Source organism: Cryomorphaceae bacterium 1068 (genome assembly GCA_027214385.1).
Lineage (GTDB): Bacteria > Bacteroidota > Bacteroidia > Flavobacteriales_D > Cryomorphaceae > JAKVAV01.
This window is the reverse complement of record JAPVXR010000001.1, coordinates 328,764-347,354: the sequence shown is the minus strand read 5'-3', so window position 1 is coordinate 347,354 and position 18,591 is coordinate 328,764. Positions and strand designations below refer to the sequence as shown.

Here is an 18,591-nt window from a genome sequence, read left to right as displayed (position 1 = left end):
TAACCCAATCTTTGGGGTGGCAGACAAATGTACAATCTCAAACTTTCTATTGCCATTTCTCTTAACGGAGTTTTGATTTGTACCTTTGCGGCGAAATCCATTTACTCAAAAAAACCATCAATATGCCTAAAGGAGTTTATCAGATACCTTATCCATCAAACGAACCAATATTTGATTACGCACCTGGCTCGGACGAGCGTCAAAAGTTGCAAACGGCTCTGGACCGTATGCTAAACCAAGAGCCTGTGAACGTGCCAATGTACATTGGTAATGAAGAAATTTTCACGAGTAAGAATAAAGATTTGACTCCCCCTTTTGACCACAAGAAAAAAGTCGGTCAAGCAAATTTTGGTGGAAAAGAACACGTTAAAAAAGCAATAGACGCGGCTCTGGCTGCAAGAAAAGAATGGGCCAATCTTCCTTGGGAGCAGCGCGCTTCTATATTCTTAAGAGCCGCTGACCTAATTGCAGGTCCTTACAGATATGAAATGAATGCAGCTACGATGGTAGCGCAAAGTAAAAATGCATTTCAATCAGAAATCGATTCAGTTTGTGAGTTGATTGACTTTTTGCGATTCAACGCCTATTATATGGAGGAAATCTATTCGGTTCAACCGAATAGCTCTCCAGGAGTATGGAATCGTCTTGAATACCGCCCACTGGAAGGTTTTGTTTTTTGTATAACTCCCTTCAACTTCACCGCCATCGCAGGGAACTTACCTGCTTCTGCTGCAATGATGGGAAATGTTTGTGTATGGAAACCAGCCGATTCACAAATTTATAGCGCGAATGTTGTGATGAAAATCTTCAAAGAGGCGGGACTCCCGGATGGGGTGATCAATATGGTAACTGTCGATGGGCCCGATGCCGGAGAAGTTGTCTTTGAACACCCTGATTTTGCTGGGCTGCACTTCACGGGCTCTACAGGAGTTTTCAAAATGCTCTGGAAGACGATTGGTAAAAACATCGATAAATACAAAACATACCCACGTATCGTCGGTGAGACCGGTGGAAAAGATTTCGTAGTCGCTCATAAATCAGCTGAGCCAAAAGCCGTGAGCACTGCACTAACCCGAGGAGCATTTGAATTTCAAGGTCAAAAATGTTCTGCCGCATCCAGAGCATATATTGCTGACAATATCTGGCCTGAAGTAAAAGCAGGATTGATCCAAGACGGCAAAGACATGAAAATGGGAGCTCCTACTGACTTCTCGAATTTTGTAAACGCTGTAATCGACGAGAAAGCATTTGACAAAATTGCTGCATACATCGACTATGCCAAAGAGCAATCAGATGCGGAAATTCTCACAGGAGGAGGATATGATAAGAGTGATGGCTACTTCATTGAACCAACTGTTATAGTGACTACCAATCCGAAATTCAAAACCATGGTCGAAGAAATTTTCGGGCCCGTTTTGACCATTTACGTATACGATGCTGAAAAATATGAAGAAACGCTAAAGTTGGTAGATGAAACGTCTGAATATGCCTTGACAGGAGCCATTTTGGCAAAAGACAGATATGCTGTCAATCTAGCGACCAAGATGCTGGAAAATGCAGCAGGAAACTTTTATATCAACGATAAGCCAACGGGAGCTGTGGTTGGTCAACAACCTTTCGGAGGAGCGAGAGGCTCAGGAACTAATGATAAGGCAGGGTCTCACCTCAACTTACTCAGATGGGTTTCTGCTAGAACGATTAAAGAAACGTTGGTTTCTCCAACAGACTTCAGATATCCTTTTTTGGGTTAAAAAAACGGCACATCTTTTTAACATTAGCTCCCGCATAAAAACGGGAGCTTTTTTTTGCCAGGTCAAAATGCTCCTGTAGCTTTACATATGCTAAAACGGATTCCACCTATACTCAAAAATAAGTACGTTGCAGTTTTGGTGATTTTCGTGCTCTACATCAGTTTTTTTGATGCTCATGATCTTATTTCACAAATCGAAATCAAGATGGAACTGCGAGAAATATCAGAAGAAATCAACTTTCTTGATACCGACACGGAGTCTGCAAAAAGACAGATCCAAGAACTAACTTCGGATAAGGATAAACTGGAAAAGTTTGCTCGCGAGCAGTACCGTATGAAGCGGGAAAACGAAGAGATATTTGTATTACTACAAGAATAGTAACTGTCACAAGTTCTTGTAACATTCAGCTACGTTCCTTGTTATACTTTTAAATCTTGATCTTATGCAGAAGACCCAACTTGCCCTATTTCCATTGCAGTTGTTTCTTCTCCCGGGCGAAACAACAAAGCTGCACATTTTCGAAGAGCGTTACCGTCAGCTGCTCGCTGATTGCGAAGATGTTCAAATTTCATTTGGCATTCCTTTTACAGAGAATGGAACTATGTCGGGCTATGGCAGCATGGTTAACCTGAAAAAGGTGATCTCTCGTCACAACAATGGCTCTGCTGATATTGAAATACAGGCCATCGGTATATTCAAAGTTGAACGATTCTTTCTACGCATGGGCGAAAAAATGTACCCAGGAGGAGACGTAATCATTATGGATCACGAAGATACCCCACCCGTTAGTAATGCGCTATTTAGCATGTTTAATGCCTACATGTCTGAATCTGATAAAATATTGGCTCCCGAATATTTTTCGGCCGATTTGAATCTGATCGATTTGGCTCGGCTATTAAAACTAGAGGACCCTAAGAAGATCAGCTTTTTAAAACTAGAATCGTCTATTGATATGGAACGTTTTCTTTTGGACGAGATTCGTATGAGAATGCTCATGTTGAAACAGAAAAACAGCATTGAGCACAATATATTCTTAAATTGAAAAACTTCTCTAAAAGAGATTTGTTAGCTTAGCATTAGAAAAATTACATTGACATATGTTTGAAAAAGTGAATTTGGAAAGAGCGCTTTTAAAAGAGCGCAGCGTGCAGAAAGAAGTTAGTGAGAATCAAATTCTATCTCAATTCAAAGCTCTCTTTGAGGCGGAATGGGAACAAGATCGTCGAGTGCTCCGAACAATTAACAACGGAGCTACATCATCAGCGCTTCCTTCTTCCGAAAACCTGTTGGAAGAAAGAATTTTTGATATTGATAGTATTAAAAATCTTTGCGTCAAGTACCGACTGAGATTTCTAAGTACAAAACAATTTAAGGGAGACATTCCTTCCACTGCTATCTCTTCAATCAAGGAGACTGAGAGCAAAGTAGGTCATAATTTAGATGCTTTTATGATCGCGGCTCCTTCAAAGTTGTTCAAACTCGAAGATTCTAATAAGGATCCATTGCTGTTTGCTCCACTAGACGATGGTCGTTTCTATTTGATCGATAAGTGGGGAGATGATATGGCTTGGTATCGTAAGATTGTCAACTGGCCCCTTACCTCACCCATAACCCTTCTCTTAACGGTACTCGGACTTTCCGGCCTCTTAGCAGCTGCTGTTCCTTCCAGCCTTCTTTCTGTATCAGGAGAGTTCTTTAGTCTAATGCGCATCGTTGCCTTTGGATGGAATGTAATATTTCTAATGGGAATCACCTCATACCTGTGGTTTGCTTCTCATGCCAAGTTCAGCATTCACGCTTGGAATTCTAAGACTTTTAACTAGGCAACAATTACTTAATAGAGTCTTGGTGAAGGGTTTTTGTTGGATTATAATTTGACAGTAAAGGATTATTTTGGTTACCTTGCATTGCGTTAATCACCAATTGACCAATCAAACAACCAACCAATGACTACTATTTTTAAGAAAACTGTAGATAACATCTACTCGTTTTTACTTGCCGATGCGGCAGGAGAATTCGCAGCTTCATTTCGTTATAAAGTGCTTTTTGTATTTCTAGCCATTGCCATGTGCTCATCAGCCGCATATGCAATGCTTTTTATGCAATCTTAAACCTTACGGGAGGTACTATGTCTAGGCGAAGTGTTAACTTCGACGCCTTAACATAGAAGCAATTTGGATACAAATTACATTCTAATCTTTCTCAGTCTGGTCGTGGTGTTCTCTTACACCTTTGACTTGATTGCCAAAAGAACCAAGGTTCCTTCCGTTATTTTCTTGTTCGGAACAGGCTTGGGTATTCAGTATGGCCTGAAGTATTTGGGCATCGAAATACCGAATGTTTCGCAGTTCTTGCCTGTTATAGGCACGGTAGGTTTGGTGCTAATCGTTCTGGAGGGTGCTCTCGAACTCCGATTCGAGAAAGATAAGATCGCGCTCATCCGAACAACTTTTGGATCAGCCTTTTTCATATTAATTTTTACAGCCCTTATACTTACATTTCTGTTTAGGTACATGACCCATTTACCTTTTCAAATTTGTTTGGTAAACTCTGTTCCACTGGCAATTATCAGCAGTGCCATTGCCATACCTTCAGTCAGTGATCTTTCTAAGAGAAAAAAGGAATTCGTCATATATGATTCGAGTTTTTCAGACATACTCGGTATTATGTTTTTCTATTTCGCCAAACAGAATGAAACATATGACTTTACGGCTTACTTCAATCTAAGTAAAGACATTGTTATTACGCTCCTAATTGCAGTAGCGATTTCGGTAATTTTTCTTTTTCTGATTAAGCGAATCACACACCATATCAAGTTTTTCTTGATTCTTGCCTTGCTCCTACTGGTGTATGCAATTGGAAAAAAATTCCACCTTTCTTCTCTAATCGTCGTTCTCTTTTTGGGATTGTTCCTGAACAACGCTGAGATCATCCCCATTAAGAAATTTAAAGAACTATTTCTTTACGAAAAGCTGAGAAATGACTTGGATCAATTTCTACTCTTAACCGCCGAAAGTGCATTTATTATCAGAACATTCTTCTTTCTGATCTTCGGATACATCATGGATATCTATTCACTGCTCAATTGGAGTGTCTTAATGAACGGAACAATAGCTGTGATAATAATCTATGGAGTCAGAGCATTGTACCTTAAGTATGTAGCAAAACACGAGCTTCTACCGGAAGTCTATATTGCCCCCAGAGGTCTCATTAGTATCCTGTTGTTTTTTGATATTCCCGACTCCATGAAGCTCAATAGCACCGCCGACGGACTTTTACTTTTCGTGATCTTGGCTACTAGCCTTATCATGACATTCGGACTCATAAGAACCAAATCCGACAAGAGTTCGGAGCAGATAACAGAAGAAGGAGGAGGAGAAGTGAAATCTGAATCCTCTTCAATAGTCAAGACACCGAATATTGCGCCTTCAGAAGGAAAAGCCTAGCCCTAGTCCTAGTTGTAGTCTCCCTGCTGTAATTCCTCCTTCCAGATTGTCATAAAGACTTTGCAAACCCAATGCAAGCTCGGGGTTCATCTCAGAGGAAGGGTTAAGTTCGAATGAGCTTAAGCTAAAGCCCTTTAGCGAAAAGAAAGCAGGCAAATAAAACCCTTCTCCAAGACCCAGTTGGAAACTAGCAGAAAGATGGCCTCCTAAGGCAGAAGATGTTAGGTTGTAAGCTCCGATGAAATCACCCTGATCTTCAAAAGTCAAGAGCCCCATACCCACATCTATTTGGAAATTTACAGTAGAAGATTGGTTTATTCTAAAAGCCAAATTGAGTGCATAGTAATTTAAAGTGCGATCATGAGACAATTCCCCTATCAAATCCGTGCCTGACGGGAGAGAAACCAGAACGGGAATATCAGAATCTGTCTGGTAACCCGAAGTGGAGTAAAGCACTCCAAGGCCGATACCTTTATTAAAGAAATAGTTTGCCCGTGCATCCACAAAAAATCCGTTTCTCATCTCATCGTAAACGGATTCGAAATCATCTCCATAAAGATCGTCTGTACTCAAAATCCTTGAATAGCCGGCGTGGACTGAAACTTGAAAAGATTTATACCCTTTCTCAAACTTCTTAGGTGGAATCTTAGTTTTTATGGAAGTGTCGATCCCATAAAGAATTTCCCTGACCTCTTTGCGTGCAATAACCTCGGTCTCACCTCGACTCGTCCTTTCAGTTCGGTAATAGATAAATCGTTCGTCTTCCCTATCAATCTTGGAGTGAATGGTATCTCCGTAAATCCGAATAATCAGATCTTGACCTTTCGCTGAAAAAGCGGAAAGCCCAAAAAACACAAACAGAAAAAACGCTAAACGGATAGACACGGAACAAATATAATTTTTGCCTTTTGATACCATCTAATCAGTTTTCCAACAATCTTTGGAATCCCCACGTTCTATTAATATGAAAATCCTACTCACCGGAGCTAACGGATACATTGGTATGCGTCTTTTACCCTCTCTTCTAGATCAGGGGCACTTTGTTTATTGTTGCGTAAGAGATCAGACAAGATTTCCCATAGATACGACCAAACAGGATCAAATAGAGATCGTAGAAGCGGATTTTTTAAAACCCGAAACGATCAGCAATTTACCTTTGGACTTTGATGCTGCATACTACCTCATCCACTCGATGAGTGATAAGCTAGGTAACTTCTCAGAAATGGAAAGGCAGTCAGCGCAAAACTTTGTAGATTTTCTTGATTCTACCGAATGTAAGCGAATCGTTTATCTGAGCGGTATCGTCAATGATGATGAATTGTCAGAACACCTTAATAGCAGGCTGGTAGTAGAAAATGTTCTCAAATCTTCCAAAGCATCTCATACCGTCCTCAGAGCAGGAATAATTGTGGGTAGTGGCTCTGCTAGTTTCGAGATTATTCGTGACTTGGTGGAGAAGCTCCCCGTTATGATTGCTCCGAAATGGCTAAATACAAAATGCCAGCCAATTGCAATTCGAAATGTCATTCATTACTTGAGCGGTGTACTCGATAAAGAAGAGACTGAGAATAAAGTATATGATATAGGTGGCCCGGAAGTACTTACCTACAAAGAAATGCTGCTTCAGTACAGTGAGGTGCGCGACTTGAACAGATACATTTACACAGTTCCCGTGTTATCACCCAGACTGTCATCTATGTGGTTGTACTTTGTCACAGCTACAAGCTATAATCTGGCAAGTAATCTGGTCGACAGCATGAAAGTAGACGTGATTGCGAAAAATGATGGGCTGAGCAATACTATTTCAGTGAAGCCAATCACTTATAAGCAAGCTGTGGAATTGGCTTTCCAAAAGATCGAACAAAACCTGGTTTTATCAAGCTGGAAAGATGCAGTAGTGACCAGTGGAAGCGAAGTTTCTAATATTGAGGAGTTTGTTAAAGTACCTGAACACGGGTGTTTCAAAGACAAAAAGCAACGAATCCTTACAAGACCTTCTATAGAAGTGCTGGACAATATTTGGAGGATTGGAGGAGAGCAAGGATGGTACTACGGCACATTTCTCTGGAAAATAAGAGGCTACTTAGATAAACTATTTGGAGGCATAGGCTTGCGCAGAGGCCGAAGAAGCCCCACCGAAATCTATCCCGGAGACGCTTTGGATTTTTGGAGAGTCATTATTGCTTCACGCGAAAATGGAAGACTTTTGCTCTACGCCGAAATGAAACTACCGGGTGAAGCTTGGCTCGAGTTCAGAGTTCTCCAAAAAAACGGAAAAAATATCGTCAGCCAAATTGCTACTTTTCGCCCCAAAGGCTTACTAGGAAGACTCTATTGGTACGCCGTTTGGCCGTTTCACATCTTTGTTTTCAACGGAATGATCAACAAGCTCGTATCGTACGAAAGATCGACCGCTAAATATTCAGAGAAGCATTAGGAGAGACGGTATACTTTTTAAAGTACTGCATCCATGCAAAGCTAATGACTACAGAAGAGGCTATCCCTTCTATCAGAATTCCGGTTACTGCCTGAGAGAGTGTTATATCAGTTCCCCAAATTTCTGACTCTTTGAGTATCTGCATAAATTCAGGATCAAAGAAATTAATATATCCCGCCAGAAAAATCAGGAATACGATGACGGAACTGACGGTGGCTCTCAACCCTAAACCTAGTCCCTCAAAATAAGTGACCGATTGTGTTGAACGAACAATCTCATTTCTCATAAGGAAATAGACTCCTGCTATGAGGATTATGAAATTGAAAATTCGTAAATAGAAATTGGTTTCCAATCCGAGCAACTTCATCAACAAAAAGTAAGCAACCAGGCCAGCTGCCATTATCAGTCCGTACACAAATCCTTTACTCATTTTATCTTTTGTTTTCATACTGCAAAAAGAAGCAAGGTCTATACCAAAATGAAAACACAAAAAAAGCCCGAACATACATTCGGGCTTCAAATCCTGATCAAAAAAAACTTATTCTCCTACAACCTCAAATTTGATGGTTTGCTTGATGTCCTTGTGCAAGGTCACTTCAGCCTCATAAGTTCCAATCTCTTTAATCGGCTCGTTTTTGATTACGATGTGTTTGCGATCAACCTCGTGACCGGCTTCTTTCAAAGCATCAGCCAATTGGATCGTATTTACAGAACCGAAAATCTTTCCGTTCTCTCCAACTTTAGCACCGATTTTAATCGTTTCATTTTCGAGCTTAGCCGCTTTAGCATTGGCCTCAGCTTGAATTTTTTCTTCTTTGTGAGCACGTTGACGAATAGTCTCTTCCAACATTTTCTTTTGAGAAGCTGTTGCCAAAACTGCCAAACCTCTCGGAACTAGAAAATTTCTAGCATACCCGGGCTTTACATCAACCATATCATCTTGGTAACCAAGATTCTCTACGTCTTTTTTAAGTATTACTTCCATCTTTCTAGTTCTTTAAAAGGTCAGCAACATAAGGAAGAAGAGCTAAGTGACGTGCTCGCTTGATAGCTTGAGCCACTCGACGCTGGTATTTCAACGAGGTACCTGTAACTCGTCGTGGAAGAATTTTCCCTTGTTCGTTGACTAATTTCAACAAAAAGTTTGGGTCTTTGTAATCAATAAATTTGATACGCTTCTTCTTGAATCGACAGTATTTCTCTTTCTGAGTGTCGATGCTGATCGGAGTAAGGTATCTTATTTCGGTCTTATCTGCCATGTCTGTCGATTTTAAGCGTTCGCTTTTTCTTTTGATTTGTTACTGCGTCTTTTCTCCGCGTATTCAATGGCGTGCTTGTCCATTCTTACTGTGAGAAATCGGATAACTCTTTCATCGCGACGGAAAGCCAGTTCCATGTCTGCAATAAGAGATCCTTCAGCTTCAAACTCGACCAAGTGGTAAAAACCTGTCGATTTTTTCTGAATAGGATAGGCCAGCTTTCGCAGACCCCAGTCTTCTTCGTGGTGCATTTTTGCTCCACCATCCTTTAGAAGACTTTTAAACTTCGCAACTGTCTCCTTTGCCTGTTCTTCAGACAAAACGGGAGTCAAAATGAAGACAGTTTCATAACGATTAGTCATAACTTCCTTTTGGTGTTAATAATTTGTATTAAAAAAATGGAGTGCAAAGGTAGCAAAAAACTGATCTGTAGCAAGCTGCAAAGGAACTTTCGAACGTGTTGCCTCTCCTCTTTTGAAGATATTAGATCAAGCACTCGCAATGGCAAGTTCTTTTATCTTTGCCCTTCATCAAATTATTGAATGGACGAGTTTATAGTTTCGGCGCGAAAATACAGACCAAATACCTTCGAATCGGTAGTTGGACAGGAAAATATTACCCAGACTCTTCTCAAGGCTATTGAGAATAATCACCTCGCTCAGGCATTCTTATTCAATGGCCCCAGGGGTGTAGGAAAAACCACCTGCGCCAGAATTCTAGCTCGAGAAGTCAATCACTTCCACTCTGAGGGTATAGATGAAGGAAATGACTTTTCCTTCAATATTTTTGAACTGGATGCCGCATCAAATAATAGTGTTGAAGACATTCGAAGCCTGATAGACCAGGTTCGCATCCCACCACAGATCGGTAAATACAAGGTGTATATTATTGATGAGGTACACATGCTTTCGAAAGCCGCCTTCAATGCCTTTCTGAAGACATTGGAAGAACCGCCGTCATATGCCATTTTCATACTGGCTACAACCGAAAAACACAAAGTTCTTCCGACCATTATTTCGCGTTGTCAGGTATTTGATTTCAATCGAATTCAAATCAGCTCAATGGTGGCCCATCTCGCTCAGATAGCAGAGAAAGAGCATATTTTTGTTGAAGAAAGTGCTCTTCATGTCATCTCAGAAAAAGCAGATGGCGCCCTAAGAGATGCCCTTTCGATCTTTGATCAAATGGTGAGCTTCTCGGGTAACAACGTCACCTATCAGGATGTAATCGATAACCTCAACATTCTCGATTACGACTACTACTTTGCTCTATGCAACTGCTTTCTGAACAGCGATACAGAGACAGCACTCGTTACCTTCAATCAAATTCTGAATAAGGGTTTCGACGGTCACAATTTCATCAATGGCTTGGCCAATCACATTCGAAATCTCTTGATGTGCATCTCACCGAAAACGGTAGGTATTCTTGAAGTAGGTGAAACGATAAAGCAGCGTTACATTGAAGAGGCCCCAAAATTTGAAACAGGCAGTTTGGTCACCGCTCTTGAACTCTTAGGCAAGGCAGATTTGGATTATAAAATCAGTCGAAATCAGCGACTACTTGCAGAGGTCTTGCTCTTGAGGCTTTGCGCTCTTTTTAGCGGAAGCGGTGAAAAAAAAAACTCCAATGACGAGTTTGAAGTAGCTCCTGCAAAACCGGGAAGCAAAAAAGATAACGATCTGGTAGTCGCTATTCCGGAGATTAAGGAAAGTGCTTCGCCAAAAAACCCTCCACCAACCCCAGCTCCTGTTGAAGAGGTTTCTCCCGTTGAAAAACCTGTCGCAGAAAAGATTGAAACGCCAAAAGAGCAAATTGAAGAAGTAAGTATTGCCCATACGATTGAGACTGCACCTACTGAAGAGAAAAAGCCTGAGCCTCTCCCTTTAACGGTTGGCAACGGAGTTCAGGAACCAAAACCAGCTCCATCGGGTTTTAGCTCTAAGCTTGGCAAAGGAAAGATGACGGGGCTTCCTTCCATTTCAGCTATGAAGGAAAAACTGGAGACCAAGGATGAAAAGACTGACACCGATCCTACGAATGAAGCCGCTTCTTACGAAGGCAAGCCGGCTGATGCCTTCAACCTGAATGAGCTTTGGGATGCCTGGAAAGAATATGCATCAAAAATAAAAGCAGAAGATAAACAGAGCTATTACGTGACTTTGACCAAACACGACCCTGTAATGGTTGAGGAAAATCAAATCGAATTTTTGGTCGACAATCACGTGCAGGTAAGTGACCTGAATGAAGACAAGGCTAATCTATTGGAATTCTTACGAGAAAAATTGAACAACTGGAGAATATTGCTGAACGTGGTGATTGATGAAACGGAAACAAAAGACGGAGACAGCCTCTATGATCCTTCAGCCAAGTTTGAAGCGATGGCTGAAAAAAATCCGCTTCTGAAAGAGCTAAGAAGTCGATTCGATTTGGATATCGATCATGATGTCTAATCGCACTCTCACGATAGTTTATACCCAAAAAGTGATGAACTTAATTGAAAATAATCCGGACAAAGCCCATTGATAGCAGCTTGACTCTTTCGAACTGAAATTGTTACTTAGAACCCAACCATGAATATTAGTGATGAGGTGCACCCTTGTAAATTCACTATCTTCACGATCCGAAAAAACAACAACCCAATTCACATGAAACTGACCAAAATTTTCACTTTTCTTTTCGCCTGCTTCACCATTGGTACCCAAGCTCAAATAGCTGAAAAAACCGAGGAGAAAGCAAAGCAAAAAACGGAACAGCGTGTTGATCAAAAAATCGAAAATGGCATTGACAGCGGTCTTGACGCCATCGAAGGTATATTCTCGAAAAATAAAAAGAAAAAGAAAAAAGAAGTTGTAGAAGAAACAGAAACTGAGGCCTTAACTGAAACAAAATCGTCAGAAGAAGTATCAGCCAATGCATCAACTATGGCTATGCCGGGGGGTGCTGATGTACAAGTTCAGGACGAATACAAGTTTGATCACCGCTTTGTGATACTTATGGAGGACTATGACAAAAAAGGAAAGCTCAATCAATCGAATGAGATGACTTTTTTAGCCAAAGAAGAATCGTCGCTGATGGGAATTATAATGAATCAAGAAGGCATCAACACTGAAATGATCTATGATTTGGCCAGTTATGAAATTGTGACTTTAATGAATACAGGCGGTCAAAAAATAGGAACCACCATGTCTATCGACAAAAGTCAGGTGGAGAGTATGATGCCAAAGGAAGATTCTGAAGCGACAGATATGAGTGAAATGCCGACTTTCAAAAAAACGGGCAATACAAAAACCATCTCAGGTTATTCTTGCGACGAGTACGTCGTAGAAAATCTCGAAAATGGTGACGGCAGCAGCATGACCTATTGGGTAACCGATGAGTTGGAAATCGATTGGATCAAGTCCATGGCAAACATGTCGGGCGTGAACAAGCAAATGCCCGATATGTACGCAGGTAGTGGTTATCCCGAAGGTTCGGTCATACAGATGATTGTAACCCAAAAGAATGGCGAACGCATGGAGATGACTGTGAAAAAAGCAGAAGTTGACCAAAACATTACCATAAGTACCAAAGGATATACCTTCATGAATATCGGGGGAAGGTAAATCTCAATGGCAGGCAAATCGCCGATTGAAGATTCAATAAGCAAGCGAGAAATCAATCGCTTGGCTTTGCCTGCAATACTCACGGGCATCGCCGAACCCGTCATTACTCTAGTAGATACAGCCTTCGTGGGTCAAATTGGCACCACCGAGCTGGCTGCAGTAGGTATTGCGGGCAGCTTCTACCTAATGACAGTATGGATTCTCGCCCAAACGCTGACGGCTATCGCGGCCATTGTCAGTCGGTATTACGGTAGCAAGAGATTAACTGAAATTGAGACTTTGGTGCCACAAGCGCTCGTCTCTAATATTCTTTTAGGCGTTGGATTTCTCGTCCTAACGAAAACATTCTCCGAAGATATTTTCCGATTCTACAATGCAGATGGTCCTGTGCTCGAACTTTGCAAAGACTACTTCAGCATTCGGTCGTGGGGATTTCCTTTTACGCTGGCTACTCTCCTGCTCTTCGGGGTTTTCAGAGGATTGCAGAATACATCCTGGGCCATGATCATCTCGCTTTCGGGCGCAACAGTTAACCTGATTCTCGACTACATCCTGATTTTTGGCATCGACGGAATGGTGAATCCAATGGGAATAGAAGGTGCCGCTGCAGCGAGCTTAGTCTCACAAATCCTCATGTTCTTGATGGCGCTCGTTTTCCTGTATTACAAGACTCCTTTTCGACTGAAGATTCAGCTCAAACTCAATGCCGAATACAGGAATTTGGCAGGGATGAGCATTGACCTCTTTATTCGAACCATTCTGCTCAATCTCACCTTCTATCTAGCCACCCGCTACGCAACGGGATATGGAGAAGAGGTGATTGCAGCGCATACCATCGCCATCAATATCTGGCTGTTCTCCTCTTTCTTCATCGATGGGTATGCCCATGCGGGAAATGCCTTGGCAGGAAGACTTCTAGGAGAGGAACGCCCGAAATTACTGTACAAAATGGGGTTGAGGATCAACCGTATCGCCATATGGATTGGATTTGGATTAGCCGTAATTTACGGCATCGGCTATTTCCAGATCGGCAAATTCTTTTCGAATGATGCCGCAGTACTTGCCCAATTTGAAGCGATCTTTTTCTTGGTGATCATTACACAACCCATCAATGCTTCGGCTTTCGCCTTTGATGGAATCTACAAGGGATTGGGTGAGATGAAACTATTGAGAAACCTCTTGATTTTCTCTACCCTTTTTGGGTTTGTACCCGTCAGTGTGAGCTTCCATTACTACTCTCCCGGTCTACTTGGTATCTGGATTGCCTTTTTGGTTTGGATGGTCATCCGCTCGGGGTGGCTCGTATTTGACTTTAGAAAACGGTATGGACGCTCGTAGTGCGAGGTTCGTAGTTCATAGCTCGATTTGCGCAGCTCGATATGCATACGCGGTGTTCGCAGAGCACTGCTAACGGCTAACTTTCAAATATTTTCAGAATGCCAATGTAGTGGCATAGTGCTCCACCGAGAACAAAGACATGCCAAATGGCGTGGTGAAAAGGAATTTTTTTGACCAAGTAAAATACTGCACCGATCGTGTAACAGGCTCCACCGGCAGCAATCCAGTAAAATTGCTCTTGGGGCAAGTTCTCGCTAAATGAATCGGGAGCGAATACCACCATCCAACCCATGGCCAAGTAAATTAACGTAGAGACCACCCTGAACTTCCCCGTGAAAAATACTTTGAAGACCGTTCCTGCAAATGCGAGTCCCCAAAGAATCCAGAGCATCAACTTAGCATCCTCAGGGTTGGCGTAAGCCAGCAAAAAGGGTGTATAAGTCCCCGCTATCAAATAGTAGATGCTGATATGATCCCATATCTTCATCAGCATTCGGGGCTTGGTTTCTTTCTGAGCGTGGTAAAGTGTCGAAAATCCGAACACCATAAGGAAACCGATTCCATAGACGATTCCTCCCGCTACATCGCCCACAGAGGTCTCTGCAGACTCGGAAATCGCTATTACCAAAAAGGGCAACCCCACAAGCCCGAATAAGAATCCAAGCAGGTGGGAAATGATATTGGCTTTTTCATGGACGCCCGGGTAGTCTGACATGGTGCAAAGGTGAAATTATTCTTCAAATTTTAAAGACTCCGATATATTGGCTTTTTGATGTTTTAAGAAAGATACACTATGTGTTATGAAAATTTGCAACACCAATAGTTTATTTAAATTGAATCGGCTCTTCCGGCCCAATTTTATAACTCTAGCTAAAAAACATTTTATGTCAGATCAGCCGAAAGAAAGCGAAGAGATACTCAAGGAACAGTATGCATCCAGCATAATGGAGTACAGAAGGAGTCAATCCGGGTTATTCCTGAGCGCCTTTACGGCTGGTCTTGAGATTGGCTTCTCCATAGTATTGATGGGATTATTCTACACAACATTTGTAGAAACTGTGGACAAAAATGCGCTACACCTCATTGTTTCACTCGGCTATCCGCTGGGCTTCATATTCGTTATTATCGGAAGAAGCCAGCTTTTTACAGAACAGACTTCGCTGGCTGTCATTCCATTTTTAAAAGGCGTGGTCAACTTTAGTGAATTAATGAAACTATGGGGAGTAGTTCTTATGGGAAATCTAATCGGCGGTTCTCTTTTCGCCGTCTTCATCGCCTGGATAGGACCTGAAAGAGATATCATTAGCAAGGAAGCTTTTGTAGAGTTTGCTCATGTGCTTACCGAACCTTCTTGGTACGTCATCTTAGGAAGTGCTATTCTTGCCGGTTGGATGATGGGACTGCTTGGGTGGTTAATTACCACTGCACAAGAAACCATTAGTCGAGTCTTCATGATTGTCTTGGTCACATTTGTTATAGGATACGGCAAGCTCCATCACTGCATAGTAGGAACGGTAGAATTGGTAGGAGGATATATCCACTCTGTCGATCCAAGTTTGGGCGATTATGGAGCGGCTCTGGCCTTTGCCATTTTGGGCAATATTATCGGTGGAGCTTTCTTCGTAGCGGGATTAAAGTATTCGATAAATGAACTGTAAAAGATAAAATTCAGAAGTGGTTTCTGTGGTCAGTTGTGCATGAATCGAAAATACGTCATACCAATTATAGCTACACTTTGCTTTGCTGTAGGAACAGTTTCCATTCTGCTCCCGTTTTTGCCGCTAGGCTGGTTCCTCTATGCGGTTACAGCGCTTTTGCTCATCCCTTACTTCAGCCCCTTCCAAAAAGGATTTGAATGGATGGCAGAGAGAGACGAAACGGGTTTCACAAAGAAAGCATGCGACTTCACCGCAACGATTTATCGATGGGCCAAAGACGAAAAGAATGCTCACTTAATTGAAAAAATGAGCAGCGAGTGCGCAGATACCCAACTAGGAGAAGATGAATTTAAATGAGAAAGCCGCTACATTAATTTTGCAACGGCTTTCTATTATTGTCTAATCTCGGGAGACTATAGTTGATCAATAAACTCTTTGATCTGTTCTTTAGACTTTCCGGTCTTTTCTTGAATTTTTCCTAAGAGTTCATCTTCTTTTCCTTCAGCGTATGTTAGGTCGTCATCATTGAGCTCTCCGTATTCTTGCTTGAGCTTTCCTTTTAGCTGATTCCAATTTCCTCTAATTTTATCTTGTGTAGAATCCATAATATTTGTTTTTGGTTCAAACTATAGGGTTCAGTAACCGTACCGGAGAATCATCTAGTGAGATTACTGCCTCAAACCCTCACTGGGCAGGCGCCTAAGCTTTATGGACAAAAAATTAGGAGTATGCAGCGGAACCAAAATTCCCCAAACATGTGGTGCGATCAACACATAGTAAAACACATCTATCTATGAATAGCTCGATGTTTGCTAAAGCATCTTCGCTTAACTTTAGACTATGGAAAATCAACTTTTCGAGCCTTTCAATCAAATCAAAGATCAACTCATAGATAAGTTTCCTTCAATCTTCTGGGGGATAATCAGTCTTACCCTACTCGTTTTTTTGGGTCTGGGCATTAGCTGGCTAGCAAAGAACAGACTTAAAAGAAGGGTAGATGATATGTTGCTGGTGAACTTCGTCGGAAGAATTATCACCATCTCTTTTTTCCTCTTGGGAATTGTGTTCTTTTTGAATGCAATCGGCCTCGGCACAGCAGCAGGTAGCCTCCTGGCAGGTGCAGGTGTATCAGCCATTATTCTTGGTTTTGCCTTTAAGGACATCGGCGAAAACTTTATCGCCGGTTTTTTTCTGGCGTTCTCCAGACCTTTTGGGATTGGAGACTTGATAGAAGTAGAAAGTGTGAAAGGTGTAGTGAAAGCCATGAGTTTCCGAACAACTCACGTGCGAACTTTTGATGGACAGGACATATTCTTACCAAATGCTATGTTGGTGAAAAACCCCTTGTCCAATTATACCCGCGACGGATTATTGCGGCACAAGTTTGTTTTGGGAATAGACTATGGTGATAATATTGGCAAAGCCATGCAAGTGGTGATGGGCGCTTTGAAAAGAATGGATGAACTGGAGCAAACAAATGGGCTGGAGCCTTTCGTGATGATTGAAAACTTCGGAACAAGCACGGTAAATCTGGGAATCTACTATTGGATCAATTCCGATAAGCAAAAAAGAGGAGTAATCACATTGAAAAATGAAGCAATGGCTGCTGGATTAGCTGCACTCACCGAGGCTGGATTCAGCCTTCCGGCAGATATTGTAGAATTGAAAATTTACCAAGAGGGGCAACCGATCCCTCTTCGCATGATGGAGTAGCCGGAGCTGGAAACAAAAAATGCCCTTGACTTAACATCGAGGGCATATCTTTTAAAAAGAGGAAACTAAGAAGGGCTATGCATTCTCTTCCATCATTTCCCTGTAGGATTCTCCCAATTTGATTTTTTCCGAATTTTCCAAAGCCTTACCGGCCATCTGAAATACTTCATGCTCTTCTTCGGCAAGGTGATGAAGCACTCTCTCCTTCAGTTTCTCAGCTGTACTCAACCAAGCTGAGTTATCCATCTCCGTATTGTCTAATTTTTCAAGAAGCTCATCTATTTCGTGGTGTTCGGCTACACTGTGTCTGGCTTTATCCTGAGTTAAATCATCTCTGAACAGCGGCTTGTAGAAGTACCGTTCTTCGGCGTCAGCATGAATTTTAAGGTGATGCTTTAATTGCTCGTATAAGTCCTTTCTCGTTTGGCTATGCCCTGAAGTTTCTACTAAATCTTGTATGAGCGCTCTCTGTGTTTCGTGGTCCTCTCTAATTTGTTCGAATATATTTTTCATAGGATCTTTTGATGGGTATTATTTCAAAAACATTGCCGGCAGGCTGAATGCCTTTCAATAGGAGGATTCTATATGTGCACTGTGGAATTTCCGTAACAAGACTGTGCGTACAATGCTCAATAGATGGAGGTGGTTTTGACAGAAGCATTTAAGCAAATCGTTAAATCACTATTCTTCAGATTCTTAGACACAACTTGGGTACCGATTCATCCCTTGGAATGGTCTTCGCACCCTATAACACAGTTATTCACATAAAATCAACTATTATGAAAACACTAGAAAATAAAAGAGTCTCCATCCTCGCAACTGATGGTTTCGAAGAATCAGAATTAACCTCACCGATGAATGCACTCAAAGAAAGCGGTGCTGATGTAGATATCGTATCCATTAAATCGGGAAAGATCAAAAGCTGGAAGGATGGAAACTGGAATATGGAAATAGATGTGGACAAAACGCTTGACGAAATCTCATCATCAGAATACAACGCATTGATGCTCCCCGGAGGAGTAATAAATCCTGATATTCTGAGAAGAAACGAAAAAGCTGTTCAGTTCGTCCGTGACTTTTTTGATGACCACAAACCCGTTTCTGCCATTTGCCATGGTCCGCAGATGCTCATTGAAGCCGATGTGGTTAAAGGAAGAAGAATGACATCATTCGGTTCGATTTCGACTGATCTTATAAACGCAGGCGCACACTGGGTGGATGAGGAAGTAGTGACCGATCATGGATTGGTAACCTCAAGATCTCCTGCCGACTTAAACGCATTCAATGCAAAAATGGTAGAAGAAATAAGAGAAGGTCAGCACGCTGAACAAACCGCATAAAAACACGGTATAGCAAAGTGCAAAAGTCGGGTATCTTCCCGACTTTT

At 41.7% G+C, this 18,591-nt stretch carries 22 protein-coding genes; 14 read left to right on the top strand and 8 right to left on the bottom strand.

The annotated features are described in order from the left end of the window. The first annotated feature begins 122 nt into the window (after window positions 1-122). From pruA to O3Q51_01495, 6 genes are all read left to right on the top strand, one after another. Window positions 123-1,751 carry an L-glutamate gamma-semialdehyde dehydrogenase gene (gene pruA, locus O3Q51_01520; protein ID MCZ4407470.1) on the top strand — a complete coding sequence of 543 codons (1,629 nt, stop codon included), beginning with the start codon at window positions 123-125 and terminating at the stop codon, window positions 1,749-1,751. 54 nt (window positions 1,752-1,805) lie between these two features. Continuing rightward, entirely contained in the window at window positions 1,806-2,129 is a 324-nt protein-coding gene (locus O3Q51_01515) for a septum formation initiator family protein (protein ID MCZ4407469.1), read from the top strand. A gap of 64 nt (window positions 2,130-2,193) precedes the next feature. Next, on the top strand, window positions 2,194-2,793 hold the full coding sequence (locus tag O3Q51_01510; GenBank protein MCZ4407468.1) for a hypothetical protein: 600 nt from the start codon (window positions 2,194-2,196) through the stop codon (window positions 2,791-2,793). A 55-nt stretch (window positions 2,794-2,848) separates the two neighbouring features. Then, window positions 2,849-3,574: a hypothetical protein gene (locus tag O3Q51_01505; protein MCZ4407467.1), complete on the top strand. Its 726-nt coding sequence runs from the start codon at window positions 2,849-2,851 to the stop codon at window positions 3,572-3,574. Between the two features lie 123 nt (window positions 3,575-3,697). Continuing rightward, complete coding sequence (locus O3Q51_01500) at window positions 3,698-3,862, top strand: hypothetical protein (GenBank protein MCZ4407466.1); 165 nt, start codon at window positions 3,698-3,700, stop codon at window positions 3,860-3,862. A gap of 63 nt (window positions 3,863-3,925) precedes the next feature. Continuing rightward, window positions 3,926-5,197 (top strand): sodium:proton exchanger, encoded by a 1,272-nt coding sequence (locus O3Q51_01495; GenBank protein ID MCZ4407465.1) that lies wholly within the window; start codon window positions 3,926-3,928, stop codon window positions 5,195-5,197. Here O3Q51_01495 and O3Q51_01490 read toward each other — a convergent pair. Continuing rightward, a complete protein-coding gene (locus O3Q51_01490; GenBank protein MCZ4407464.1) occupies window positions 5,180-6,082 on the bottom strand; it encodes a hypothetical protein in 903 nt (300 codons plus the stop codon). The two genes, O3Q51_01495 and O3Q51_01490, sit on opposite strands and share 18 nt — an antisense overlap. Window positions 6,083-6,161: 79 nt before the next feature. Here O3Q51_01490 and O3Q51_01485 point away from each other — a divergent pair, with 79 nt between their 5' ends. After that, entirely contained in the window at window positions 6,162-7,634 is a 1,473-nt protein-coding gene (locus O3Q51_01485) for an SDR family oxidoreductase (protein ID MCZ4407463.1), read from the top strand. On the opposite strand, the gene O3Q51_01480 is transcribed toward O3Q51_01485, so the two are convergent. The 4 genes from O3Q51_01480 to rpsF all read right to left on the bottom strand — a co-directional run bounded on the left by O3Q51_01480 (window position 7,612) and on the right by rpsF (window position 9,255). Next, window positions 7,612-8,064, bottom strand: a complete 453-nt coding sequence (locus O3Q51_01480) for a DUF4199 domain-containing protein (GenBank protein ID MCZ4407462.1) — start codon at window positions 8,062-8,064, stop codon at window positions 7,612-7,614. The two genes, O3Q51_01485 and O3Q51_01480, sit on opposite strands and share 23 nt — an antisense overlap. Before the next feature lie 108 nt (window positions 8,065-8,172). Further along, the gene (gene rplI, locus O3Q51_01475; protein ID MCZ4407461.1) at window positions 8,173-8,619 is read right to left on the bottom strand and encodes a 50S ribosomal protein L9; all 447 of its coding nucleotides are present in this window, start codon (window positions 8,617-8,619) and stop codon (window positions 8,173-8,175) included. A 4-nt stretch (window positions 8,620-8,623) separates the two neighbouring features. After that, the gene (rpsR, locus tag O3Q51_01470; GenBank protein ID MCZ4407460.1) at window positions 8,624-8,893 is read right to left on the bottom strand and encodes a 30S ribosomal protein S18; all 270 of its coding nucleotides are present in this window, start codon (window positions 8,891-8,893) and stop codon (window positions 8,624-8,626) included. A gap of 11 nt (window positions 8,894-8,904) precedes the next feature. Beyond that, the gene (gene rpsF / locus O3Q51_01465; GenBank protein ID MCZ4407459.1) at window positions 8,905-9,255 is read right to left on the bottom strand and encodes a 30S ribosomal protein S6; all 351 of its coding nucleotides are present in this window, start codon (window positions 9,253-9,255) and stop codon (window positions 8,905-8,907) included. A gap of 180 nt (window positions 9,256-9,435) precedes the next feature. On the opposite strand from rpsF, the gene O3Q51_01460 reads away from it, so the two are divergent. The 3 genes from O3Q51_01460 to O3Q51_01450 all read left to right on the top strand — a co-directional run bounded on the left by O3Q51_01460 (window position 9,436) and on the right by O3Q51_01450 (window position 13,833). Then, on the top strand, window positions 9,436-11,343 hold the full coding sequence (locus tag O3Q51_01460; GenBank protein MCZ4407458.1) for a DNA polymerase III subunit gamma/tau: 1,908 nt from the start codon (window positions 9,436-9,438) through the stop codon (window positions 11,341-11,343). A gap of 195 nt (window positions 11,344-11,538) precedes the next feature. Then, a complete protein-coding gene (locus tag O3Q51_01455; protein MCZ4407457.1) occupies window positions 11,539-12,495 on the top strand; it encodes a hypothetical protein in 957 nt (318 codons plus the stop codon). A gap of 6 nt (window positions 12,496-12,501) precedes the next feature. Beyond that, entirely contained in the window at window positions 12,502-13,833 is a 1,332-nt protein-coding gene (locus O3Q51_01450; protein MCZ4407456.1) for an MATE family efflux transporter, read from the top strand. A gap of 76 nt (window positions 13,834-13,909) precedes the next feature. On the opposite strand, the gene O3Q51_01445 is transcribed toward O3Q51_01450, so the two are convergent. Continuing rightward, the gene (locus tag O3Q51_01445) at window positions 13,910-14,548 is read right to left on the bottom strand and encodes a hemolysin III family protein (protein ID MCZ4407455.1); all 639 of its coding nucleotides are present in this window, start codon (window positions 14,546-14,548) and stop codon (window positions 13,910-13,912) included. A gap of 169 nt (window positions 14,549-14,717) precedes the next feature. Here O3Q51_01445 and O3Q51_01440 point away from each other — a divergent pair, with 169 nt between their 5' ends. Together O3Q51_01440 and O3Q51_01435 are read left to right on the top strand one after the other, a co-directional pair. Beyond that, on the top strand, window positions 14,718-15,491 hold the full coding sequence (locus tag O3Q51_01440; protein MCZ4407454.1) for a formate/nitrite transporter family protein: 774 nt from the start codon (window positions 14,718-14,720) through the stop codon (window positions 15,489-15,491). A gap of 39 nt (window positions 15,492-15,530) precedes the next feature. Continuing rightward, window positions 15,531-15,848, top strand: coding sequence for a hypothetical protein (locus tag O3Q51_01435; GenBank protein MCZ4407453.1), 318 nt, complete (start codon window positions 15,531-15,533; stop codon window positions 15,846-15,848). Between the two features lie 56 nt (window positions 15,849-15,904). On the opposite strand, the gene O3Q51_01430 is transcribed toward O3Q51_01435, so the two are convergent. Beyond that, window positions 15,905-16,096 carry a CsbD family protein gene (locus tag O3Q51_01430; GenBank protein MCZ4407452.1) on the bottom strand — a complete coding sequence of 64 codons (192 nt, stop codon included), beginning with the start codon at window positions 16,094-16,096 and terminating at the stop codon, window positions 15,905-15,907. Window positions 16,097-16,331: 235 nt separating this feature from the next. On the opposite strand from O3Q51_01430, the gene O3Q51_01425 reads away from it, so the two are divergent. Then, a complete protein-coding gene (locus O3Q51_01425) occupies window positions 16,332-17,204 on the top strand; it encodes a mechanosensitive ion channel family protein (GenBank protein MCZ4407451.1) in 873 nt (290 codons plus the stop codon). 75 nt (window positions 17,205-17,279) lie between these two features. On the opposite strand, the gene O3Q51_01420 is transcribed toward O3Q51_01425, so the two are convergent. Further along, window positions 17,280-17,717 (bottom strand): hemerythrin domain-containing protein, encoded by a 438-nt coding sequence (locus O3Q51_01420; protein ID MCZ4407450.1) that lies wholly within the window; start codon window positions 17,715-17,717, stop codon window positions 17,280-17,282. Window positions 17,718-17,983: 266 nt separating this feature from the next. Between O3Q51_01420 and O3Q51_01415 the strand changes: the two genes are divergently transcribed. Then, window positions 17,984-18,544: a type 1 glutamine amidotransferase gene (locus O3Q51_01415; protein ID MCZ4407449.1), complete on the top strand. Its 561-nt coding sequence runs from the start codon at window positions 17,984-17,986 to the stop codon at window positions 18,542-18,544. The last annotated feature ends 47 nt before the right edge of the window (window positions 18,545-18,591 follow it).

What these genes read in the sequence shown, in the direction of transcription:
- pruA (MCZ4407470.1), top strand. Translation starts at nt 123, where the DNA reads ATGCCTAAAGGAGTTTATCAGATACCTTATCCATCAAACGAACCAATA.
- O3Q51_01510 (MCZ4407468.1), top strand. Translation starts at nt 2,194, where the DNA reads ATGCAGAAGACCCAACTTGCCCTATTTCCATTGCAGTTGTTTCTTCTC.
- O3Q51_01505 (MCZ4407467.1), top strand. Translation starts at nt 2,849, where the DNA reads ATGTTTGAAAAAGTGAATTTGGAAAGAGCGCTTTTAAAAGAGCGCAGC.
- O3Q51_01500 (MCZ4407466.1), top strand. Translation starts at nt 3,698, where the DNA reads ATGACTACTATTTTTAAGAAAACTGTAGATAACATCTACTCGTTTTTA.
- O3Q51_01485 (MCZ4407463.1), top strand. Translation starts at nt 6,162, where the DNA reads ATGAAAATCCTACTCACCGGAGCTAACGGATACATTGGTATGCGTCTT.
- O3Q51_01480 (MCZ4407462.1), bottom strand. Translation starts at nt 8,064, where the DNA reads ATGAGTAAAGGATTTGTGTACGGACTGATAATGGCAGCTGGCCTGGTT.
- rplI (MCZ4407461.1), bottom strand. Translation starts at nt 8,619, where the DNA reads ATGGAAGTAATACTTAAAAAAGACGTAGAGAATCTTGGTTACCAAGAT.
- rpsR (MCZ4407460.1), bottom strand. Translation starts at nt 8,893, where the DNA reads ATGGCAGATAAGACCGAAATAAGATACCTTACTCCGATCAGCATCGAC.
- rpsF (MCZ4407459.1), bottom strand. Translation starts at nt 9,255, where the DNA reads ATGACTAATCGTTATGAAACTGTCTTCATTTTGACTCCCGTTTTGTCT.
- O3Q51_01460 (MCZ4407458.1), top strand. Translation starts at nt 9,436, where the DNA reads ATGGACGAGTTTATAGTTTCGGCGCGAAAATACAGACCAAATACCTTC.
- O3Q51_01455 (MCZ4407457.1), top strand. Translation starts at nt 11,539, where the DNA reads ATGAAACTGACCAAAATTTTCACTTTTCTTTTCGCCTGCTTCACCATT.
- O3Q51_01450 (MCZ4407456.1), top strand. Translation starts at nt 12,502, where the DNA reads ATGGCAGGCAAATCGCCGATTGAAGATTCAATAAGCAAGCGAGAAATC.
- O3Q51_01445 (MCZ4407455.1), bottom strand. Translation starts at nt 14,548, where the DNA reads ATGTCAGACTACCCGGGCGTCCATGAAAAAGCCAATATCATTTCCCAC.
- O3Q51_01440 (MCZ4407454.1), top strand. Translation starts at nt 14,718, where the DNA reads ATGTCAGATCAGCCGAAAGAAAGCGAAGAGATACTCAAGGAACAGTAT.
- O3Q51_01435 (MCZ4407453.1), top strand. Translation starts at nt 15,531, where the DNA reads ATGAATCGAAAATACGTCATACCAATTATAGCTACACTTTGCTTTGCT.
- O3Q51_01430 (MCZ4407452.1), bottom strand. Translation starts at nt 16,096, where the DNA reads ATGGATTCTACACAAGATAAAATTAGAGGAAATTGGAATCAGCTAAAA.
- O3Q51_01425 (MCZ4407451.1), top strand. Translation starts at nt 16,332, where the DNA reads ATGGAAAATCAACTTTTCGAGCCTTTCAATCAAATCAAAGATCAACTC.
- O3Q51_01420 (MCZ4407450.1), bottom strand. Translation starts at nt 17,717, where the DNA reads ATGAAAAATATATTCGAACAAATTAGAGAGGACCACGAAACACAGAGA.
- O3Q51_01415 (MCZ4407449.1), top strand. Translation starts at nt 17,984, where the DNA reads ATGAAAACACTAGAAAATAAAAGAGTCTCCATCCTCGCAACTGATGGT.